Raw genomic sequence first — 24,258 nt, forward strand, 5'->3', positions numbered from 1 at the left:
CTGTCGCTAAGGGGCAAGCGGCGGACTCGTGGTCAGGATCGGCCGAACTTCTGGTCGATGAAGTCGAACAGCTCGTCGTCCGAGGCATCGTCGAGGGCCTGGCTGACGTCGGCCGGCCGGTCGGTGGCGTCGCTCCACCTGGTGACCAGCGCCCGGAGGCGGACCGCCACGGCGGTCCGCGTCTCGTCGTCGCCGACCAGTCGTTCCAGCTCTTCCGGCCCGGTCGCGGCGAACGCGGCCTCCAGCCGGTCCAGCTCGGCCAGCAGGCCCGCTTCGGACGCCGGCGGGGCGGCGTCGACCAGCAGGAAATCGGCAAGGGCGGCGGGCGTGGGGCAGTCGAAGATCAGGCTCGCCGGCAGCCGGATCCCGGTGAGGGCGGCCAGCCGGTTGCGCAGCTCCACCGCGGTCAGCGAGTCGAAGCCGAGGCCCGTGAACGTCTGCCCGGAGGGCACGACGGTGGCCGGTGGGTAGCCGAGCACCTCGATGACCTGCGCCTTGACCAGGTCCTCCACCAGCCGGCCACGCTCGGCCTCGGGCGTGCCGGCCAGGCGTTGCGCGAAGGACGGCCCGCCGCCGTCGCCGCCGCCGTCGACGACGCGCCGCCGGGCCCGGACCAGGCCGCGCAGCGGCGCCGGGAGCTGGCCGGCGTCGGACTGGCGGCGCAACGCGGCGGGGTCGAGCAGCGCCGGCACCAGGTGGGGACGGCCGCCGCGCAGGCTGGCGTCGAAGAGGTGCAGCGCCTGGTCGGCGCCGAGCGGGCTAAGGCCGTTGCGGCTCATCCGCTGCCGCTGGGTGGCGTCGAGGGCACCGGTCATCCCGCTGTCCGCGGCCCAGAGACCCCAGGCCAGGGAGGTCGCGGCGAGGCCCGAGGCACGCCGGTGGTGGGCGAGGCCGTCCAGGAACGCGTTCGCTGCGGCGTAGTTACCCTGCCCGGGGCCGCCGAGAACGCCGGCGACCGACGAGAAGAGGACGAACATCGGCAGGTCCTGCCCTCGGGTGAGCTCGTGCAGGTGCCAGGCGGCATCGGCCTTGGCGGACAGCACGGCGGACACCCGCTCGGGAGTCAGCGCCGAGATCACCGCGTCGTCGAGGACACCGGCGGCGTGGACCACGCCGGTGAGCGGGTGCTCGGCGGGGACGCCGGCCAGCAGCGCGGCGAGGGAGTCCCGGTCGGCCACGTCCCCGGCCACCAACCGGACCTGCGCGCCCAGCGCGGTCAGCCCGGTCAGCAGCTCCGCCGCCCCGGGGGCGTCCGCCCCCCGCCGGCTGACGAGCAGCAGACGTCGCACCTTGTGCGCGCTGACCAGGTGCCGGGCCAGCAGGCCGCCGAGGGCGCCGGTGGCACCGGTGACCAGGACCGTCCCGTCGGGGTCGAGTTCGGCGCCCAGCGCGGGATCGAGCGCGGCGGGCGTGAGCCGGGGTGCCAGCACCCGGTCGTCCCGGACCGCCAGTTGGGGTTCGCCGGTGGCGACCGCGCGGGCCACCAGGTCCACCGTGCCGGCAGCCCCGTCGGGTTCCGGCCGCCGCGCCTCGTCGAGGTCCACCAGCACGAAGCGGTCGGGGTGCTCCGCCTGGGCCGAGCGCAGCAGGCCCCAGACCGCGGCGCCGGGCAGGTCGGTCGCCCGGTCGGTATCGCCGGCGGGGACGGCCCCCCGGGTCAGTACGACCAGCCGCCGCTCCGCCAGCCGGTCGTCGGCGAGCCAGCCCTGGACGGCGGCCAGCACGGCAGCGAGCCGGGTCCGGGTCGCGGCGGGGACCGGGGCGCGCTCGTCGTCGGCGTACGCCGCGAGCAGCACCAGCTCCGGGTCGAGCAGGCCGGCGTCGACCGCCTCGGCCAGCTCGGTGAGCCCGTACCTGGCGAGTCCGGACAGGCCGGACGGGCCGTCGCCGAGGAGCACCGCGCGGGCGGTCGCCGGGACGCCCAGCGGCACGGCCTGCCAGGCGACGTCGAACAGCGAGTCGACGCCCGCGCCGGGGCCGCGTACCTGGTCGGCGGTCACCGGGCGGGAGACCAGTGAGGCGATCCGGGCGACGGGGGCGCCGGCCGGGTCGGCCAGGGTGAGGGTGACGCCGCCGCCGCTGCGCCAGGCGCGTACCCGCAGCGCGGTCGCGCCGACCGCAGAGAGGGTGACGCCGGTCCAGGCGAAGGGCAGGCGTACGCCGGACGCCTCCCCGTCGTCGTCGAGCAGGCCGACGACGTGCAGCGCCGCATCCAGCAGTGCGGGGTGGATGCCGAAGCCGTTGACCTCGGTGCCGTCGGGCACCGCCACCTCGGCGCACACCTCATCATCGGTACGCCAGACGGCGCGCAGGCCCCGGAAGAGCGGGCCGTACTCGACGCCCAGGCGGGACAGCTCGGTGTAGACCTCGTCGACCGCGACGACGGAGGCGGCCGTGGGCGGCCAGGGCGACGGTTCGGACCCGTCGGGCTGCGGTGCGGCGGGTGAGAGAACGCCCGCCGCGTGGCGGCTCCACTCCCCGTTCGGGTCGGCCGCAGCCTGGGAGTGGATGGTGACCGTCCGGCGTCCCTCCTCGTCCGCCGTGCCCAGCTTCACCTGCACCGCCCGGACGCCCTGCTCGGTGAGCGCCAGTGGGGCATCCAGGGTCAGCTCGTCCAGCGTCTCGCAGCCGACCTGCGCGCCCGCGTGCAGAACCATCTCGACCAGGGCGGCGCCGGGCACCACCACCGAGTCCCAGACGACGTGTTCGGCGAGCCACGGATGGGTCTTCGCGGATAGCTCGGTGCCGAAGACCCGTACGTCGTCGTCGGCCACGCGCACGGCGGCGCCGAGCAGCGCATGGTCGACGGGGCGGACGTCGAGCCCGGGCGCCCCCGCGCCGCCGGTGGCGGTGTTGAGCCAGTAGCGCTGGTGGTCGAAGGCGTAGGTGGGCAGGGCGACCGTGCGGGGCCGGGCCCCGCCGCCGGTGAGGTATCCGGCCCAGTCGACGTGGCCGCCGGTGACGTACCGCTCGGCCAGGGCGGTGCGCAGCGTGGCGGCCTCGGAGTGGCCGGCACGCAGGGTGGCGGTGAACCGGACGTCGCCGGTCGCCTCGACGCAGTCCTGCGCCATCGCGGTCAGTACGGCGTCGGGGCCGACCTCCAGGAAGTGCGTCACGTCCTGCTGGTGCAGGGTACGTACCGCGTCGGCGAACCGCACCGGCTGCCGCACGTGCCGCACCCAGTAGCCCGGATCGGTGATCTCCCCCGCGTCCACCACCCCACCGGTCACGTTCGACACGATCGGAACCCTCGGCACCCGCCAATCAAGCCCCGCCACCACCGACCGGAACTCAACCAACATCGGATCCATCAACCGCGAATGGAACGCGTGACTGACCGACAACTCCTTGACCCGCCAACCCCGCCCACAAGCAGCCGCCACCACCACGGCCACCTCACCCGCAGCACCCGACACCACCACCGACGCCGGACCATTCACCGCCGCGACGTCAGCCGCCGCACCCGCAGCGTCAATGACCTCCCGCACCGCAGCCTCGGGCGCACCGACCGCCGCCATCACCCCACCAGCCGGCAACCCCTGCATCAACCGACCCCGCGCCGCCACCAACACACACGCATCAGCAAGCGACAACATCCCCGCCACATACGCAGCGGTCACCTCACCAATCGAATGACCAGCCAGGAAATCCGCCCGCACACCCCACGACGCGAGCAACTCCCACAACGCCACCTCCACCGCGAACAACCCCGCCTGCGCGAAGGCGGTCTGGTCCAACAAAGCGGCGTCGGTCGAACCCCGCTCGGCGAACGCCACCTCACGCAACGAACGCGGCAGATGCGGATCGATCTCCGCGCACACCGCGTCGAAAGACGCCGCGAAGACCGGGAACACGTCGTACAGCTCACGACCCATACCCGCACGCTGCGAACCCTGACCCGTGAACAACACCGCCCGACGACCCGCCGACACCACACCCGACAACCGGCCCTCGGCCACCGCCGACAAACCCACCACCAGCTCGTCAACGCCCGAGCCCCACACCACCGCCCGATGCTCCAACGCAGCCCGAGTCGTCACCAACGACCACGACACATCCAACGGCGACACGTCCGAACGACCCCGCGCGAACGACGCCAACCGCGCCGCCTGACCCACCAAACCCCGCTCCGAACGCCCCGACACCACCCACGGCACCGGCACCACCGCCGGCGCGACGGGCGCCGGAACGGACTCCGGCTCCGCTGGGGCCTCGGGATCGACCTCGGGCTCCGGCTGCTCCAGGATCACGTGCGCGTTCGTCCCGGAGATACCGAACGACGACACACCCGCCCGACGCGCACGCCCCACACCCGGCCACGCCCGCGACTCCGTCACCAACTCCACCGCACCCGACGACCAGTCCACATGCGACGACGGCGCATCGACGTGCAACGACGCCGGCACCACACCATGCCGCATCGCCAAGATCATCTTGATGATCCCCGCCACCCCCGCAGCAGCCTGCGTGTGACCGATATTCGACTTCACCGACCCCAACAACAACGGCACATCCCGACCCTGCCCATACGTCGCCAACAACGCCTGCGCCTCGATCGGATCACCCAACGTCGTGCCCGTACCGTGCGCCTCCACCACATCCACATCAGCCGCCGACAAACCCGCAGACGCCAACGCCTGCCGAATCACCCGCTGCTGCGACGGACCATTCGGCGCCGTCAACCCATTCGACGCACCGTCCTGGTTCACCGCCGTGCCACGCACCACCGCCAACACCCGACGCCCATCACGCCGCGCGTCCGACAACCGCTGCACCACCAACACCCCGACGCCCTCGGCGAGCGCCGTGCCGTCCGCCGAATCGGCGAACGCCCGGCACCGGGCCACCGGGGACAGGTTGCCCTGCCGGGTGAAGTCGACGAACACCGCCGGGGTGGGCATCACCGTCACACCACCGGCCAGGGCGAGGTCGCACTCGCCGGACCGCAACGCCTGCACCGCCAGGTGCAACGCCACCAACGACGACGAACACGCCGTGTCCACCGTCACCGCCGGCCCCTCGAAACCGAACGAGTACGCCACCCGACCCGAGGCGATGCTGCCCGCGTTCCCGAGACCCAGGTAGTCCTCCACACCCGCCGGCGGGGTCTCCGGCGGATGGGCGTACCCGCTGTGGGTCATACCGGCGAAGACCCCGACCCGGGCGCCCTTCAGGCTGGTGGGGTCGATGCCCGCCGACTCGACCGCCTCCCACGACGTCTCCAGCAGCAGCCGCTGCTGCGGGTCCATCGCGAGCGCCTCGCGCGGCGAGACCCCGAAGAGCCGGGGGTCGAACTCGGCGGCGTCGGACACGAAGCCGCCCTCGCGGACGGAGGAGGTGCCGGGCCGGGACCGCTCGGGGTCGTAGAGGGTGTCCAGGTCCCAGCCACGGTCGGCGGGGAAGGAGGCGATGGCGTCGCCGCCGGCTGCGACGAGGTCCCACAGCTCCTCGGCCGTCCGCACCCCGCCGGGGAACCGGCAGCCGGTGCCGACGATCGCGACCGGCTGCTGCGCGTCGGCCTCGACGTCACGGAGCCGTTGCCGGGTCCGCCGCAGGTCGGCGGTGACTTTCTTCAGGTACTCCCGGAGCTTGTCTTCGGTGTCCATCAACCCAGCCCATCGCGATGCACGGCGGAGACTCGACGTAAGCGACGGTACGAATGGCAGAAGTCTCAGGCGACACCTGTATCTGTCGTTCGGCTCGCTCGGCCGAAAGCCACGAGAATCCCTATCTGCGGGGAGAAGTTATTGGGTGTGCGCGAGCGCGGACAACCCCTAACCAGGCAACGGGCCAGCTAGGGGTGTCCGCCCCCGACCCGCCGCACTAGCGTCGCCTCGACCGGGTCTGACACGATCCGGTCGGTAATCGCAGTCGCCGGAGGGACCGCCAGGGATGACCACGCCAGATACCGACAACGGCTTGTGGGTGCGACGCTTCCACCCGGCTCCGGGTGGCGCCAGGCGGTTGGTGTGCCTGCCTCACGCCGGCGGGTCGGCCAGCTTCTACTTTCCTGTCTCCCGCAGCCTCTCCCCCGCCGTGGAGGTGCTGTCGATCCAGTACCCGGGCCGGCAGGACCGGCGCCACGAGAAGTGCGTCGGTGACGTCCACCGACTCGCGCGGGAGGTCTTCACCGTGCTGCGGCCCTGGCTGGACGAGCCGGTAGCCATCTTCGGCCACAGCATGGGGGCCAGCGTCGGTTTCGAGCTCGCCCGGCTGATCGAGCAGGACGGCGGTACGGCGGCGCACCTGTTCGCGTCCGGACGCCGTGCACCGTCGCAGCCCCGGCACGAGACGGTGCACCTACTCGACGACGAGGGCCTGCTGGCCGACGTGAGGAAGCTGAGCGGCACCAACTCCGCCGTCCTCGGGGACCCGGAGATGCTGCGGGCCGCGCTGCCGGCGATCCGCAGTGACTACCGGGCCGCGGAGACCTACACCTATCGGCCGGGTCCACCGCTGAGCTGCCCGATCACCGTCTTCACCGGCGACGACGACCCGAAGACGACGGTCGAGGAGGCCCGGGCCTGGTCGACCCACACCACCGGACCGTTCGACCTCAAGGTCTACCCGGGCGGGCACTTTTTCCTGGCCGAGCACCAGCTGGCGGTCCTGCGGGCCATCTCGACCGCCCTGAGCGCGGCGCCGGCCATCTGATCCCACCGGCCGAGGGGCCCGTCCACCGGTGTCACGACCGGTCGGCGGGCCCCTCGTCCGTGCGGGGCGTCATCGCTTGTGGCCGACCGCGATCACGTAGTCGAGCTGCGCCAGCTCGCGCTTCATGAGGTCCTGGTTCTTCCAGTGCGCGGCCATGCTCTTGCGCACGGCGGGCTTGACGACAGCGCGGAACTCGGGGTCGTCGGTCCGGCCGGCCATGTACGCCCGCCAGCCCTCCCAGGTGCGGTCCTTGATCGAGTGCACCTCCGGGTTGGCGAAGCCGGCCTCGACGAGCTCCTGCCGGTACGTGTCCCGGTCGTGCCAGTTCTCCTTCGGGATGCTGAACTTGACGAAGCTCAGCGGTCCCGACTGGATGGCCGCCCGCACGACGTTGGCGCTGACCGGGATGATGTCGGCCGTGGCCAGCACGCCACCCGGACGGAGCACCCGCAGCGCCTCGGCGAAGAACGCGCTGCGCGGGTAGAAGTGGAAGGCGGACTCCAGGGCGACGACCCGGTCGAAGGTGTTGTCATCGAAGGGCAGTTCGGTGGCACTGCCCAGCCGGAAGTCCGTCCGGTCCGCGAAGCCCTCCTCCTGCGCCCGGCGCTGTGCCGACTCGACGTGGTGCGGGGTGATGTTGAGTCCGTAGATCTTGCCGACCTGGCGCTCGCGCAGCCACTTGAAGTCCTGGTCGGCGTAGCCGAAGCCGACGTCGAGGACGGTCTCGTCGGGCTTGATCCCGGCGGCGTCGGCCAGCTTGTCGGCCAGCGCCTCGGCCGCCGTATCGAGGTCGGTGACCCCGTCCTCCCAGTAGCCGACGTTCATGTAGTGGGTACGGCGCGCCGCGAACTCCACGTCGGGTGACTGGATCTCGTAGAAGCGCCGGACCCGGGTGATGGGGTCGGCCGTGAAGACCGTGCGGATCGCCCGGCCGGCGATCTTCAGGTTCTCGAACATGTGGAGTTCCTTCCGGTGGGTGGGATGCTGGTCAACCGCGCCGGACCTGCTCGCGCAGGTCCTCGACGAGCGCGGGCACACCGGCCGGGTCGGCGGCCGTGCCGAAGACGTAGAAGTCGGGCCGGATGAGCACCGCCACGGCGTCATACCGCTTGAGGTGGGACAGGTACACGTCGTCGAGGTCGAAGGCGGTCGGCGCGGCGCCGGGTCCGGGGGCGGGCGCGCCGGCGGGAACGACCCGGACGACCCGGGCATCGAGCGAATCCAGGAAGGCCCGGGCGTCCGCGTCGAGCAGGCCGTCGGGCTCCTCGGCGCAGACCAGGGCGAAGCCGGTGCCGACGACCTCGTCGAAGAGCCCGGCGCGACCGTCGACCTCGACGCGCCCCTGCGGCATCGGCACGCCCGCGCCGGCAGCGGGGGCTACGGCCGTACCGTGCAGGACCCCTCCGGCCAGGGGCTCCAACAGGGAACGGGTGCGCGGCCGGGAGGTGCGCCGGCGCAGTTCGGCGAGCATGACGGCGTCCCGGCCGGCCGCGGCGGTGCGGTCGGTCTCGCAGATGACCGTGCCCGAGTCCATGGACATCCGGATGGCGTGCTGCACGTGCGCGCAGCGCTCCTCCTGGTAGGTGTCCAGCAGGGCCTCGTCGGCCAGGCCGCGGTGCACCAGGTCGAGCTTCCAGGCGAGGTTGAGGGCGTCCCGAAAACCCGAGCTCATGCCCTGCCCCATGAACGGCGGCATCACGTGCGCCGCGTCACCGGCGATCAGGATCCGGCCGGACCGCCAGCGGTCGGCCGAGCACGCCTGGGTGGTGTAGACGCCGTACCGCTCCAGGGTCGCGTTCCCGGGTGTGATGTCGAAGAGGCCGAGCAGCCGCCACACGCTCTCGACGCTCTCGAACTCCTCCCAGCTCTCCCCCGGCACCCGCATGAACTCCCACCGCCGGTGCCCCGGGCCGGCCGACACGGCCGTGCGCGGGCGCGCCGGGTCGCAGACCTGGAGGTTGTTCGGCTTGAACTCGCGGGCTTCGTGCGGTACCACGTCGCAGACCAGCCAGTCGTACGTGAAGCCGAGGTCGGTGACGCCGCTGCCCAGATGCTCCCGGACGAAGCTGTTGGCCCCGTCGCAGCCGACGACCCAGCGGGCCGCGCGGACCTCCTCGCCCTCCGGCCCGGCGATGGTGACCTCGACCCGGTCGTCGTGCTCGACCAGGCCGGTCACCTGGTACGGGCGCAGCACCGTGACGCCCGGCAGTTCCGCTCCCCGCTCGGCGAGCAGCGCCTCCAGGCCGGGCTGGTAGAAGGAGACCGAGTCGGGCCAGCCCATGGGGCCGTCGCCGGTCACCTTGACGTGCAGCAGGGTCCGGCCGAAGCCGTTCTTGAAGGTGTACTCGCCCGACGACTCCACCACCGGGCCGAGCCGGTCGGCGACGCCGGCGGCGGCCAGGATGCGGCTCGCCTCCCCGTCGTACGACACGGCACGCGGGAAGTTGTACGGGGTGGCCCAGCGCTCGACCGCCGTGACGGTGAGCCCTCGCTGCGCCAGCAGGATCGTGAGCATCTCACCGACGGGGCCGTAGCCCACGATCAGGACGTCGGTCATCAGCATCGGTATCGTTTCCTCGCTGGGTCGGTCGGACACGGTGTCGGAGGGACGGCTCGCGCCGTGCGGGGCGCCCGGACGGCCATCAGAGACCGAGTTCGGAGTCGATGAGGTCGAAGAGGTCGTCGTCGCTGGCCTGTTCCAGGTCGAGGTCGGGATCGCCGCCCGATCCGGCACCCATCGTCCGCCACTTGGCGATCAGCACCTCCAACCGGGACCCGATCTGTTCGTGCAGCTCCGGTTCGACGCTGGCCTCGGTCAGCGACCGTTCCAGGTTCTCCAGGTCCGCGAGGACCGGCGGAACCACCGGGCCGGTGTCCGGCGCCAGCTGGGACACCAGGAAGGTGCCCAGCTCGTTCGGATCCGGGTAGTCGAAGATCAGCGTGGCCGGCAGGCGCAGACCGGTCGCCGTGGTAAGCCGGTTGCGCAGCTCGACGGCGGTCAACGAGTCGAAGCCGATCTGGCTGAACGCCCGGCCGGGGGCGACCGCCGCACGGCTGCCGTGGCCGAGCACGGCCGCCGCCTGTTCGCGTACCAGGTCGACCAGCAGGGTGTGCCGGTCCGGACCGGCCAGCGCCGCCAGCTCGTCGGCGAGGGTACGCCCGCCGGCGGTCGGGGCCGCCGACCGGGCGCTGGGCCGTTCCCGCCGGGTCAGGCCGCGCAGCAGGGCCGGGGGCCGGTCGACCTCGCCGAGCGCGGCGACGTCGATCCTGGTCGGCACCAGCACCGGCTCGGCCAGCCGCAGGCCCGCGTCGAACAGGGCCATGCCCAGGTCGGACGGAATCGCGAGCTGCCCGTCCCGGGCGGTGATCCGGGGATCGGACCGGTCCAGCTTCGCGGTCATCTCGCTGGCCTGCTCCCACAGCCCCCAGGCGAACGACCGGCCCGGCAGGCCCTCGGCCCGGCGCGCCAGCGCGAGCGCGTCGAGGAACGCGTTGGCCGCCGCGTAGTTCGCCTGACCGGGCACGCCGAAGACGCCCGCGCCGGAGGAGAACAGCACGAACCCGGCCAGGTCGAGGTGCCGGGTCAGCTCGTGCAGGTGCCACGCGGCGTCGAGCTTCGGCGCGAACACCGTGTCGATGCGCTGCGGGGTCAGGGCGGTGACCACGCCGTCGTCGAGCACCCCGGCGAGGTGCACGACCGCGGTCAGCGGGTGCCGCGCCGGTACCTCGTCCAGGACCCGGGCCAGGCTGTCCCGGTCGGCCACGTCGGCCGCCACCACCGTGGCCTCGGCCCCCAGGGAGCGCAGTTCGGCGACGGCCTCGGCCGCGCCGGGGGCCCGCTCGCCGCGGCGGCTGACCAGCAGCAGCCGCCGTACGCCGTGCGTCTCGGCCAGTCGCCGGGCGACCAGCCTGCCCAGGGTCCCGGTGCCGCCGGTCAGCAGCACCGTGCCGTCGGGGTCCCACGCCCGGGGCATGGTGAGCACCACCTTGCCGACGTGCCGGGCCTGACTGACGTGCCGGAACGCCTCCGGCGCCTGGCGGACGTCCCACACCTGGGTGGGCAGCGGAGTCAGCTCGCCGCGTTCGAAGAGACCCAGCAGCACGACGAGCATGCGCTGCACCTCGTCGGGATCCTCCAGGGTCAGGTCGAAGGCGGTGTAGGCCACCCCCGGGTGGTCGGCCGCGACCCGGGCGGCGTCGCGGATGTCCGTCTTGCCCATCTCGATGAACCGTCCGCCGCGCGGCAGCAGCCGCAGCGAGGCGTCGACGAACTCGCGGGCCAGCGAGTCCAGCACCACGTCAACGCCCCGGCCGCCGGTGACCTCGGCGAACCGGCTCTCGAAGTCGAGCGTCCGCGACGAGGCCAGGCGCTCCTCGTCGAGGCCCATCGACCGCAGTGCGTCCCACTTGGCGCGGCTGGCGGTGGCGTACACCTCGGCGCCGAGGTGCCGGGCGAGCTGCACGGCGGCCATTCCGACGCCGCCGGCGGCCGCGTGCACCAGCACCGACTCGCCCCGGGTGAGCCCGGCCAGGTTGACCAGACCGTGGTACGCGGTCAGGAAGACCACCGGCACGGAGGCGGCCTCGACGAACGACCAGCCGGCCGGCATCGGGGCGAGCAACCGGCGGTCGGTGACCGCGACGGGCCCGAAACAGCCCACGAACACCCCGAACACCCGGTCGCCGGGTCGCAGGTCGGTCACCTCGGCGCCCACCTCGACGACCTCGCCGGCACCCTCGCCGCCGAGCGGCCCCGCGTCGCCGGGATAGAGGCCGAGCGCGTTGAGCACGTCGCGGAAGTTCAGGCCGGCGGCGCGGACGCGTACCCGGACCTCGCGGGGGCTGAGAGCGACGTCGGCGGCGTCGGTCGGGCTCAGGGTCAGGTTCTCCAGGCTGCCCCGCACCGGCGCGTGCAGCCGCCACCCGGCGGCGGGCGGGGCGCTGAGTTCGCCCGCCGACCCGGCCCGCGCCAGCCGCGGCACGTACGCCGCGCCGCCCCGGACCGCCGCCTGGGGTTCGGCCGCCGCCAGCAGCGCGGCGACCTGGTCGGGGCCGATCCCGTCGCCGTCGACGTCGACGATGACCACCTGGCCCGGGTTCTCCGACTGGGCGGAGCGGACCAGCCCCCACGCCGCCGCGGCGGCCGGGTCGGTCACCTCGCCGGCGTGGTGCACGGCCACCGCGCCCCGGGTCACCAGCAGCAGCCGCGACGCCGCCCAGCGGGGCTCGGTGAGCCAGCGCCGGACGAGGCGGAGGGCGCGGACGGCGGCGTGACGCGCCGCGCCGGGGGTGGGCTGTGCGGTTTCCGCGTCGAGCGGCGCGACCACCGCCCCGGGCAGGGCCAGTCCCGCGTCGACGGCGTCGGCGAGCCCGTCCAGCCCGGGGTGAAGCGGGAACCCGTCCAGGCCGGGGGCGACGGCCACGGCGTCGACCGGGGTGGCCGCGTCGACCGGCGGCAGCGGCGTCCAGTCGATGCGGAACAGGGCGTCCCGGGTGGCGCGGTCGTCGGTGACGGTCAGCTCCGCAGCGGAGATCGGCCGCATCGTCAGGGCGGTCACCTCGGCGACCGGGGCGCCGGTCGGATCGGCGGCGGTCAACGCGATGGCGTACGGCCCGACCTGGGTGAGTCGCACCCGCAGGGCAGTCGCACCGGTGGCGTGCAGGGTGACGCCGTTCCAGGCGAACGGCAGCAGCAGCCGGTCGGCTCCCGCGTCGGCGAGACCACCGAAGTGTGCGGCGTGCAGGGCGGCGTCGAACAGGGCCGGGTGCAGGCCGTACCGGTCGGCGTCGGCGCGCAGCCCGGCGGGCAGCTCCACCTCCGCGTAGACCTCGTCACCGGTGGTCCACACCGCCCGCAGTCCCTGGAACGTCGGCCCGTAGGCGTACCCGTCGTCGGCCAGTCGGGCGTAGAAGTCGGTCAGGTCGACCGGCCGGGCGTCGCGCGGTGGCCAGGCGGTGGGCCCCGGCGGCGGGGTGGGTTCCCCGATGGAGAGGGTGGCGGTCGCGTGCCGGGTCCACGGTGCCCCGGGCGGGCCGTCGGCGGGACGGGAGTGCAGGGTCACCAGGCGGCGGCAGTCCTCACCGGCCGGGCCGACGGCCACCTGCACCTGGGTCGCCCCGTCGGGCGCGAGAGCCAGCGGGGCCTCGATGACCAGCTCGTCGAGGACCGGGCAGCCGACCTCGTCACCGGCGCGCAGGCACAGCTCCACCAGGCCGGTGCCGGGCACCAGCACGGTCCCGGCGACCTGGTGGTCGGCCAGCCACGGCTGGTCACCGACGCAGAGCCGGCCGGTGAACAGGTGCCCACGCGCCTCGGCCAACGGCACGGACGCGCCCAGCATCGGATGCCCGGCGGCGGCCAGGCCGACCGCGCCGACGTCGCCGCGGCCGGTGAGCTGCCGGGGCCAGTAGCGGCGGTGGGCGAAGGCGTACGTGGGCAGGTCCACCCGCCGCCCGCCGGCCAGGGCGGGGCGCCAGTCGACCGGGACGCCGCGCACGTGCAGTTGGGCGAGGGAGAGCAGGAATCGGTCCAGGCCGCCCTGGTCGCGCTGGACCGACCCGACGGTCACCGCCTCGGTGTCGTGGTCGGAGAGGGTCTGTTCGATCCCGACGGTGAGCACCGGGTGGGGGCTGCACTCGACGTACGTGTGGTGGCCCTCGGCGGCCAGCGCGCGGACCGCCCCCTCCAGCTCGACCGGCTGGCGCAGGTTGCGGTACCAGTATTCGGGGCCCATCTCGATGCCGTCGAGCCAGCACAGGTCGGTGGTGGAGAACAGCGGCACGGCGGCCGGGCCTGGCGTGATGCCGGCCAGCGCCTCGGCCAGCTCGTCGCGGATCCGCTCCACCTGGGCGGAGTGGGAGGCGTAGTCGACCGCGATCCGGCGTACCCGGGCCTGCTCGGCGGCCAGTTCGGCGAGGAGTTCCTCAACGGCGGCCTCCTCCCCGGAGACCACCACGGCGGCCGGACCGTTGACGGCGGCCACGGCGACCCGGTCGCCGAACCGGCTGATCCGGTCCCGGACCACGTCGGCGGGGAGCGCCACGGAGGCCATCGCCCCCTGCCCGGCCAGCGCGCGGATCGCGCGGCTGCGCAGCGCCACCACCCGGGCGGCGTCGGGCAGGGAGAGCACCCCGGCGACGCAGGCGGCGGCGATCTCGCCCTGCGAGTGGCCGACCACGGCGGCTGGCTGGACGCCGTACGAGCGCCACAGTTCGGCCAGGGAGACCATCACCGCGAACAGGACGGGCTGCACCACGTCGACCCGGTCCAGGGTGGGCGCGCCGGGAGTCCGGCGCAGCACGTCCAGCAGGGACCAGTCCAGGTACGGCCGGAGCGCGGCGTCGCAGGCGGCCATCCGCTCGGCGAAGACGGGGGCCTGGTCGAGCAGGTCCAGCGCCATGCCGTCCCACTGGGAACCCTGCCCGGGGAAGACGAACACGCAGCGGCGGGCCGGGCCGGCGTCGCCGCGTACCAGCTCGGGGGCGGACCGGCCGTCGGCGAGCGCGTCGAGCGCGGCGGCGATCCGGTCCGGGTCGGCGCCGACGAGCACCGCCCGGGTGTCGAAGGTGGCCCGGCTGGTGGCGAGCGACCAGGCCACGTCGAGGGACCGCTGGTCGGGTCGTTCGGTGAGATGGGCGCGGAGCCGGCGGGCCTGCCCGGCCAGAGTCTCGGGGGTACGTGCCGACAGCAGCCACGGCAGCGCGCCACCCGCCGGGTCGGGGGCCAGGCTGGCGTCAGCCGGCTCGGTCTCGGGCACCGCCTCGACGACGACGTGCGCGTTGGTGCCGCTGATGCCGAACGAGGAGACGCCGGCCCGGGCCGGTCGGTCCGTACGCGGCCAGGGGCGGGCCTCGGTGAGCAGGTCCACCGACCCGGCGGCCCAGTCGACGCGGGAGGTGGGCTGCTCGGCGTGCAGGGTGCGGGGCAGCCGGCCGTGCCGCATGGCGAGGACGACCTTCAGCACCCCGGCGACACCGGCGGCGGCCTGGGTGTGCCCGAGGTTGGACTTGACCGAGCCGAGCAGCAGCGGCGGGGTGTCGGCGGGGCGCTGCCCGTAGGTGGCGAGGATCGCCTCGGCCTCGATCGGGTCGCCGAGCGGGGTGCCGGTGCCGTGCGCCTCGACGACGTCCACGTCGGCCGGGGTGAGTCCGGCGGCGCCCAGAGCGGCCCGGATGACGCGTTCCTGGGAGGGCCCGTTCGGGGCGGTGAGCCCGTTGGACGCGCCGTCCTGGTTGACCGCCGTGCCACGGACCAGGGCGAGGACGGGGTGGCCACGCCGCCGAGCGTCGGAGAGCCGCTCCACGACGAGCAACCCGACGCCCTCGGACATGCCGAACCCGTCGGCCTCCTCGGCAAACGCCTTGCACCGGCCGTCGGCGGCGAGGCCACGCTGCCGGCTGAACCCGGTGAGGCCGGCCGGGGTGGACATCACCGACACCCCACCGGCCAGCGCCAGGTCGCAATCGCCCTGGCGCAGGGCCTGCACCGCCAGGTGCAGGGCGACGAGGGAGGCCGAGCAGGCGGTGTCCACGGTGACCGCCGGGCCCTCCAACCCGAGCGTGTACGCCACCCGTCCGGAGAGGACGCTGCCGGCGGTGCCGGTGAGCAGGTGTCCCTCGTCGGCGGTGGTCTCCCCGTCGTCGGAGGACGCCCCGGGGGCGATGTGGTCGGCGTAGTCCTGGCCGTGGGTGCCGGCGAAGACGCCGGTACGGCTGCCGCGCAGCGTCTGCGGATCGATGCCGGCGCGTTCCAGCGCCTCCCAGGAGGTCTCCAGCAGCAGCCGGTGCTGCGGGTCCATGGCGAGGGCCTCACGGGGGCTGATGCCGAAGAACGCGGCGTCGAAGTCGGCGATCCCGGTGAGGAACCCGCCGGCGCGCACGTACGTCCGGCCCGGTGTGCCGGGGGCGGGGTCGTACAGGTCCGCGAGGGGCCAGCCCCGGTCGGTGGGCAGGTCGCCGATGACGTCGCCGCCGGCGTCGAGCAGCCGCCACAGCTCGTCGGGAGAGCCGATGTCCCCGGGGAAGCGGCAGGCCATGGCGACGATCGCCACCGGCTCGTCCAGGGCGACGGTGGCCGCATCGGCGACCTCGGTGGCAGCGGTGCCGAGCAGCCGGGCGTGCAGGTGCGCCGCGAGCAGTTCCGGGGTGGGGTGGTTGAACACCGCGTGCGGGGCCAGCCGGACGCCGGTGACGGTGGAGAGCCGGTTGCTCAGCTCCACCGCCATGAGCGAGTCGAAGCCGAGTTCCTTGAACGGGCGGTTCGGCTCGACGGCGGCGGGGTCGGGGTGTCCGACCACGGTCGCGCACCGGCTGCGGACCAGGTCCAGCAGCAGGGTGGCCCGCTCGGGTTCGGCGAGACCGGCGAGGCGGTCGGCGAACCCGGCGGCGGTGGGCGGCGTGGGGTCGCCGTTGACCGCCCGGCGGGGTGGTGGGGGCAGCATTGCCCGCAGCAGGGCGGGCACCTCCCCGGCGGCCCGCACGGCGGCCAGGTCCAGACCGATCGGCACCAGGGTGGCCTGGTCGGCGGTCAGGGCGGCGTCGAACAGGGCCAGTCCGGCGGCGGTGTCGAGCGGACGGGTGCCGCCCCGGGCGAGGCGGGCCAGGTTGGCGGCGGTGAGGCGGCCGGCCATGCCGTCCTGTTCGGCCCAGAGTCCCCAGGCCAGCGCGGTGGCCGGCAGGCCGTGGGCACGGCGGTGGGTAGCGAGCGCGTCGAGGAAGGCGTTGCCGGCGGCGTAGTTGCCCTGGCCTGGGCTGCCGAACACCGCCGAGCCGGAGGAGAAGAGCACGAAGGCGGCCAGGTCGAGGCCGGCGGTCAGCTCGTGCAGGTGCCAGGCGCCGTGCACCTTGGCCCGCAGGGTGTTCTCCCACCGGACCGGGTCGAGGTCGGTCAGCAGCGCGTCGTCGGTGACGCCGGCGGCGTGCACCACGGCGACGAGCCGGTCGGCGATGGGGGCGACGACCGCAGCGAGGGCCGCCCGGTCGGCGACGTCGACGGCGACCACCCGCACGTCGACCCCGGCCTCGGCGAGCGCGGCCGTCCAGGGGGCCAGCCGGCCGGTCCGGCTGAGCAGCACCAGCTCGGCGACGCCGTGCACGGTGGCGAGGTGGGCCGCGACGTGTCGGCCGACGCCGCCGGTGCCGCCGGTGACCAGCACGGTCCCGCCGGTGAGCGCCGGGACGCCGGCGCCGGGGTCGGCGGGACGCAGCCGGGGCACCAGGGCCCGGCCGTCGCGGACGGCCACCTCCGGTTCGTCGGCGGTGGCGGCGGTCAGCGCCGCCCGGACGGAGGCGTCGTCGGTGGCGTCGAGGTGGAGCAGCAGGAACCGGTCGGGGTGCTCGGCGCGGGCGACCCGGAGCAGCCCGACGACCGGCGCGTGCACCGGATCGTCGGCGCGGACGGCCACGGCGAGCCGGGTGCCCCCGGCGCGGGGGTCGTCGAGCCAGCGCTGGAGCACGGTGAGCAGGTCGAGGCCGACCGCGTGGGCCCGGTCGGGCACCGGCGTACCGGGGTCGCCGTCCCCGACACGGAGCACGAGCAGCGGGGGCAGCGGACCGGCCGGCGGCACACCGTCGGCGACGGTCCACGCGGGCACCGGCGCGGCCGGGGTGGCGGCCGGCAGCCAGTCGACCGCGTACAGGCCGGCGGGGCCGGCCTGGGCGGCCGGGGCCACCGCGTCGGCGGACGGCACCGCCACGTCACACAGCAGCACGCGGTCCACGTCGAGCACCGGGGCACCGGCGTCGTCGACGGCACCGAGCGTCACCGCGTCGGCTCCGGCCGGGGCGAGGCTGACCCGCAGCGCGTACGCGCCGGTGGCGTGCCGGCGGACCCCGGTCCACTCGCCGGGCACCGACCGCCGGCCGTCGCCGGGGTGCGGGGCGAACCCGGCGAGCGGGAGCAGACGCAGAGCGGCGTCGAGCACCTGCGGGTGTACGCCGTACCGCTCGGCGTCGGGGTCGTCGGTGTCGTCGGGCAGCCGGACGTCGACGAAGAGCCGGTCCCCGGCGACCCAGGCGGCCCGGGCCAGGTCACCGGCGAGGGCCCGGTGCGCGGGGACGCTCAGGTCCACCGGTCGGGCCCCGGCGGGTGGCCACGGCGCAACGGCCGCGGGCAGGGCGACGGCCGGGTCGGCCGGCACGAGCAGCGCCTGGGCCACCTCCCGCCAGGGCTGTTCCGGCCCGGTGCGGACGTGGCAGCGGGCGGTGCGGTGTCCGGCGGAGTCGGGGCCGGTGACGTCGACCTGCACGTCGACGGTCAGGTCGGCCGGGAACGGCACCGGCTCGGGCACCCGCAACCGGGCCACGGTGGGCGCGCCGAGTCGTTCGCCGAGGTGGCCGAGGACGTCCAGCAGGGTGGTGGCGGGCAGCAGCGGGGCGACGTCGTCGATGCTCGCCCCGGCGGTGATCCGTCCGGTGGCGATCACCTGGCCGGTGCCGGCGACCGGCAGCACGCTGTCGAGCAGGGGGTGTCCGGTGTCGGCGAGCCCGCCGGAGCCGGCGTTACCTGCGGGCAGCCAGTAGTGCCGGCGCTGGAAGGCGTAGGTGGGCAGGTTCACCCGGCGGTGCGGGCCGGGGCCGGCGACGGCGGCCCGGTCCATTCCGACGCCGCGTACGTGCAGCCGGGCGAGGGCGGTGAGCAGCGCGTCCGGCTCCGGTTCGCCGGTGCGCAGGGTGGGCACGAACGCCAGCCCGTCGGCGACGTCGGCGAGGCAGTCCTGGGCCGTGGCGGTGAGCACCCCGGCCGGCCCGATCTCGAGGAAGGTGCGGACGCCGTGCCGGTGCAGGGCACGTACCCCGTCGAGGAAGCGGACGGTGCCCCGGACATGGGCGACCCAGTAGTCGGGCGAGCAGAGCCGGGCCGGGTCGACCAGTTCGCCGGTCAGGTTGGACACCACCGGCAGCCGGGGAGTGCGGTAGGTCAGCCCGGCGGCGACCTGGCCGAACGCGTCGAGCATCGGCTCCATGCGCGCCGAGTGGAAGGCGTGCGACACCCGCAGCCGGCTTGTGCGCCGGCCCGCGGCGCGCAGGGCCGCCGCGACGGCCAGCACCGCCTCGGCATCCCCGGAGAGGACCACGCTGGTGGGGCCGTTGACGGCGGCGAGCCCGACCCGGTCGGTGAGGTGGGCGGCCACCTCGGCCTCGGCCGCCTCGACGGCGACCATCGCGCCCCCGGCCGGGAGCTGCTGCATCAGCCGGGCCCGGGCGGCCACCAGGGCCGCCGCGTCGGCGAGCGGGAACACCCCGGCCACGTGGGCGGCGGCCAGTTCGCCGACGGAGTGGCCCAGCAGCAGGTCGGGGCGGACGCCCCAGGACTCGACCAGCCGGTACAGCGCCACCTCGACGGCGAACAGGGCCGGCTGGGTGTAGAGGGTCTGGTCGAGCAGGGCGGCGCGTTCGTCGCCTTCGGGGGCGCCGACGACGTCGGCGACCGGGTGCGGGGCGTGTCCGGTGAGGTGGCGGTCGAGTTCGGCGCAGGCGGCGTCGAACGCCTCGGCGAAGACGGGGTACGCGGCCCTCAGCCCTGCCCCCATGCCGGGACGCTGGCCGCCCTGGCCACCGAAGAGCACGCCGAGTTGCCCGTCGCCGACCCGTCCGGTGACGACGGTGGGCAGGTCGGCGTCGCCCCGGGTGAGGGCGGTCAGCCCGGCCCGGGCGCCGGCCGGGTCGGCGACCAGCAGGACGGCCCGGTGGTCCAGCGCGGCGCGGGTGGTCGCCAGGGCGTGCGCGACGTCGCCCGGGTCGGCGTCCGACCCGTCGAGCCAGCCGAGCAGGCGGGCGGCCTGGTCCCGCAGGCCCTCCCGGCTGGCGGCGGAGAGCAGCCACGGTACGACCGGGGTCGAACGGACCCCAACCTCAGCGGGCTGCGGGGCGAGGTCCCCGGCCGGCTGCGGGTCGGTGGCGGTGCCGGGAGTCGTGGTGCCAGGGGCCGTCGTGCGGGGAGTCGCGGTGCCGGAGTCCGTGCTGTCGGGGGCCTCGACGATGACGTGGGCGTTGGTGCCGCTGATGCCGAACGACGAGACACCGGCCCGCCGGGTCCGGTCGACCACCGGCCACTCGCGGGCCTCGGTGAGCAGTTTCACTGCCCCGGCCGACCAGTCCACCTCGGACGTCGGGGCGTCGACGTGCAGGGTGCGGGGCAGCGTGCCGTGCCGCATCGCCAGGACCATCTTCATCACCCCGGCGGCGCCGGCGGCGGCCTGGGTGTGCCCGAGGTTCGACTTCAGGGAGCCGAGCAGCAGCGGCCGGTCCGCCGGGCGGTCCTGCCCGTACGTGGCGAGCAGGGCCTGCGCCTCGATCGGGTCACCGAGCCGGGTACCGGTGCCGTGCGCCTCGACGGCGTCCACGTCGGCGGGTCGCAGGCCGGCGGCGGCCAACGCCCGGCGGATCACCCGTTCCTGGGCGGGCCCGTTGGGGGCGGTGAGCCCGTTTGACGCGCCGTCCTGGTTGACGGCGGTGGCGCGCAGCACGGCGAGGACCGGGTGGCCGTTGCGATGGGCGTCGGAGAGCCGTTCCAACAGCAGCACGGCGACGCCCTCGGACCAGCCGGTGCCGTCGGCGGCCTCGGCGAACGCCTTGCACCGGCCGTCCGGGGCGAGCCCGCGTTGCCGGCTGAACTCGACGAACGCCTGCGGGGTGCCCATTACCGCCACCCCGCCGGCGACCGCGAGGGAGCAGTCCCCGGCGCGCAGCGCCTGCGCGGCGAGGTGCAACGCCACCAGTGACGACGAGCAGGCGGTGTCCACGGTGACCGCCGGCCCCTCCAGCCCGAGGGTGTACGCGACCCGGCCGGAGACGACGCTGCCGGCGGTGCCGACGCCGAGGTAGCCCTCGACGCCGGGCGGCACCTGGCGCAGGTTCGCGGCGTAGTCGTGGTGCATGACGCCGGCGAAGACGCCGGTGGCGCTGCCCCGCAGCGTGGTGGGGTCGATGCCGGCGCGTTCGAACAGTTCCCAGGAGGTCTCCAGCAGCAGCCGCTGCTGGGGGTCCATGGCCAGCGCCTCGCGGGGGCTGATCGCGAAGAGGGTGGCGTCGAAGTCGGCCGCGTCGGCGAGGAAGCCACCGACCCGCGCGTACGAGGTGCCCGGCTGGTCGGGGTCGTCGGAGAACAGGTGGGCGAGGTCCCAGCCGCGGTCGGTGGGGAACCCGGTCAGCCCCTCCCGGCCCTGGGCCAGCAGCTCCCACAGCTCCTCGGGCGCGGTGACGCCGCCGGGGAGCCGGCAGGCCATCGCGACGATCGCCACCGGCTCGTCGGTGGCAAGGGCGCCGGTCGCGTCGGCCGGGGTGCCGGTCGCGTCGGCCGTCGCCGCCGGGGTGCCGGTCGCGTCGGCCGTCGCCGCCGGGGTGGTGCCGCGCAGCCGGGCGGCGAGGTGCCGGGCGAGTGCCTCCGGCGTCGGGTGGTCGAAGGTGGCCGTGGCGGAGAGTCGGGCACCGGTGGCCCGGCTGAGCCGATCGCGCAGCGCGACCGCGCCGACCGAGGTGAACCCGAGTTCCTTGAAGGCCCGCCCGGGGCGGACCGTGGCCGGGTCGGGCAGGCCGGCGACCTCCGCGGTGGCCGCCCGGACCAGGTCCAGCAGGACCCGGTCGGCCACCGCGGCGGTCATTACGGCGAGCCGGCGACGCAACCGCGCGGCGGCCTCGGCACTGTCGTCCGACGGACGGACGGGTCCCCGCCAGGCCGGGTGGTCGATGGTGGATCCGTCGCCGGGGCGGGCGAACAGTACGAGGTCGTCGCCGTCGTGGGCGACGTCGAACGCGGCGAGATCCCGGCGGACGGCGTCGGCCGCCCGGTGCGGCCCGCCGGTCAGGGTACCGACCAGTTGGGCCGGGAGCCCGGCCGCGCGCCGTCGGGCGAGCAGCGCGTGCAGGGCACCGACGGCCAGCGCCGTACCGGGTTCGTCGGCCGCCCCGAGCAGCGGTTCGGCCGGGACGAGCACGGTGAAGGCGGTGACGTCGGCGTGCCGGGTCCGCCGGTCCAACGCGTCGACGAGAGCGAGCAGCCGTGCGACGGGGTCGTCGCCGTCAGGAGTGCGGTGCCGGCCGGCGTGGTCATCGACGTTGGCCCGGTCGGCGTGGGCATGGGCGGCCCGGTCGTCGGCGTCGTCGGCCCGGTCGGCGTGGGCGTCGTCGGCCCGGTGCCGGCCGGTACGGCACGCCGGGGCGAGGTCGGCGGTGGCGAGACAGAGCACGGCCGCGCCGGGCTCCTCGTCCCCGAGGGACGCGACGAGGTCCGGGCCGGGCGCGAGGGGCAGCAGGGTGGCCTCGGCACCGGCGCCGGTCAGTTCGGTGACCAGGTCGGCCAGGGCGGGGGCGTCGGCCGGTCCGTCGTGGAGCAGCCGCAGTCGCCGGACGCCGTACGCGGTGGCCAGGTGTCGGGCCAGCGCCGCCCCGAGCGGGGTGTCCGCGCCGGCCAGCACCACCGGTTCGGCGACCGTCGCGGCGCGCTCCGCCGCCGGGACGGGAACCGGCCCGAGGTGGGCGTACCGGGCCTCGCCGCCCCGGAGGGCGACCTGCGCGGCACCGCTGGCCACGACGGCCGGGAGCAGGGCGGCCGGATCCGCGTCGGTGTCCCGGTCGACCAACACGATCCGGTCCGGATGCGCGGCCTGGAGGGCGCGGGTCACCGCCCACACCGCCACCGCCGCCGGATCCAGGTCCGGGTCGTCGGCCCGATCCGGACCGGAGGCGTCCACCGCGCCGGTGGTCAGCAGCACCAGCCGGCCGTCGCCGGCGGCATCGGCGGTGAGCCGGGCACGCAGCCGATCGGCGAGCGCCACCGGGTCGGCGTCCGACCCGACCGGCAGCACCAGCGCGTCGGGGGCCGACCGGTCACCGCCCGGGGCGGTGGGGTCGCCGGTGTCCAGCGCCGCGTGCAGCGCGTCGTCGCCGTCGACCGTCCACCGCCGCCACGGCACCGGTACGCCGGCCAGGTCCAGGGGCGACCAGGTGATCCGGGCCATTTCGTCGTGGTGGCTGCCGTTGACCGCGCGCAGCCGGGCCGGCTGGTCGGGCAGCAGCCGACGGGTGACCTTCCCGGAGGCGGTGCGCGGTACGGCGGTGATCTCGTACAGCTCCTGCGGAACCTTGTGGTACGCCAGTCGTTCCCGGCAGGCGGCCAGGGCGGCCCGGGGCGCGAAGCCCTCCGGCGCGGCCACCACGTACGCCACCGGCACCTCGCCGAGCACCTCGTGCGGCCGGCCGGTCACCGCCACGTCGGCGACGCCGGGAACGGCGCGCAGCACCTCCTCGACCTCGGCCGGGTGGATCTTCTCGCCACCCCGAATGATCAACTCCCGGTGCCGTCCGGTGACGAAGAGGTTCCCGTCGGCGTCCCGACGGGCCAGGTCACCGGTGCGGTACCAGCCGTCGCGCAGCACCGCGTCGGTGTCGGCGCGCCGACCGTGGTAGCCGAGCATGAGGCTCGGTCCGCGTACCCACACCTCGCCCTCCGCCCCGACGGGCACGTCCCGGCCGGTCTCCGGGTCGACCAGGCGGACGTCGACGCCGGGCACCGGACGTCCGCAGGATCCCTCGACCCGGGGCTCGTCGGGGCGGGTGACGGCGATCGAGCCGCAGGTCTCCGTGCTGCCGTACGCGTCGAGCAGCGGCGCGTCGAAGACCTCCTCGAAGGCCCGGCGCAGCGGGCCGGTGGTGATCGCGCCGCCGACCAGGCAGACCCGCAGGGCGGGGGCCCGGAAGCCGGTCTCCCGCGCGGCGGTGACCAGGTGGTGGTACATGGCCGGCACCCCGGCCAGCACCGTGGCGTCGTCCTGCTCGACCGCGCGCAGGACGTCCTCGGCGGAGAAGCCGTCAACGAGTCGGGCGGTCGCGCCGACCGCGGTCACACTGAGCACGCAGCCGATGTGGGAGAGGCTGTGGAACAGCGGCAGCGGCCAGACGACCCGGTCGTCGGAGGTGAGGTCGGGGATCGGCACGTAGCAGGAGGCGACCGACCACAGGCAGGTGCGCTGGGTGGAGAGCACGCCCTTGGGCCGGCCGGTGGTCCCGGAGGTGTAGAGCATCCAGGCGACCTCGTCGAGGCCGAGGTCGTCGCGGGCGGCCACGGCCGGTTCGGCGTCGACCAGCTCGGACCAGGCGGTGACGCCCGCCGGGAGCGGGCCGGTGCCGGTGACCCACACCCGCAGGTCGGGGCGGTCCTGGCGGAGCCGGAGCAGTTGGTCGAGGTGCTGCGGGTCGGTGACCACCAGTACCGCACCGGAGTCGTCCAGCAGGTGCGCCAGCTCGGCGTCCGTGCTGCGCGGATTCACCGGCACGCCGACCGCCGCCGCCCGGGTGACGGCCAGCCACGTCTCCACGGTCTCCACCCGGTTGCCCAGGCAGAAGGCGACCCGGTCGCCCCGGGCCACCCCGGTCGCGACGAGGTGCCCGGCCAGCCGGCGGGTCCGCTCGGCGAGCGCGGCGTACCCGACCGAGCGGTGCTCGTCACGGAACGCGACCCTGTCCCCCAGTCGGGCGGCGTGGGCCCTCAGCAGATCGGGCAACGGCTGGACCAGGTCGCTCCGAAGCATGTCGTCACCACATCCGTCCCTCGCCGTAACGGCCCAAGTCTTCCCAGCGACCTCCCGGTGACCTACCCCTGTCACCCCC

5 protein-coding genes are annotated in these 24,258 nt (G+C 75.1%); 1 reads left to right on the top strand and 4 read right to left on the bottom strand.

Going from position 1 to position 24,258, the window contains the following annotated elements:
* Positions 1–32: 32 nt before the first annotated feature.
* Positions 33–5,609, bottom strand: a complete 5,577-nt coding sequence (locus GA0074692_RS10630) for an SDR family NAD(P)-dependent oxidoreductase (protein ID WP_091642607.1) — start codon at positions 5,607–5,609, stop codon at positions 33–35.
* A 283-nt stretch (positions 5,610–5,892) separates the two neighbouring features.
* On the opposite strand from GA0074692_RS10630, the gene GA0074692_RS10635 reads away from it, so the two are divergent.
* Complete coding sequence (locus GA0074692_RS10635; RefSeq protein ID WP_091642610.1) at positions 5,893–6,654, top strand: thioesterase II family protein; 762 nt, start codon at positions 5,893–5,895, stop codon at positions 6,652–6,654.
* A gap of 69 nt (positions 6,655–6,723) precedes the next feature.
* Here GA0074692_RS10635 and GA0074692_RS10640 read toward each other — a convergent pair whose 3' ends face one another.
* From GA0074692_RS10640 to GA0074692_RS10650, 3 genes are all read right to left on the bottom strand, one after another.
* Complete coding sequence (locus GA0074692_RS10640; RefSeq protein WP_091642614.1) at positions 6,724–7,611, bottom strand: class I SAM-dependent methyltransferase; 888 nt, start codon at positions 7,609–7,611, stop codon at positions 6,724–6,726.
* Positions 7,612–7,642: 31 nt separating this feature from the next.
* On the bottom strand, positions 7,643–9,211 hold the full coding sequence (gene mhpA, locus GA0074692_RS10645; protein WP_245730262.1) for a bifunctional 3-(3-hydroxy-phenyl)propionate/3-hydroxycinnamic acid hydroxylase MhpA: 1,569 nt from the start codon (positions 9,209–9,211) through the stop codon (positions 7,643–7,645).
* An 85-nt stretch (positions 9,212–9,296) separates the two neighbouring features.
* On the bottom strand, positions 9,297–24,179 hold the full coding sequence (locus tag GA0074692_RS10650) for a type I polyketide synthase (protein WP_091642623.1): 14,883 nt from the start codon (positions 24,177–24,179) through the stop codon (positions 9,297–9,299).
* Positions 24,180–24,258 lie beyond the last annotated feature (79 nt).

This window comes from Micromonospora pallida, from assembly GCF_900090325.1.
Lineage (GTDB): Bacteria > Actinomycetota > Actinomycetes > Mycobacteriales > Micromonosporaceae > Micromonospora > Micromonospora pallida.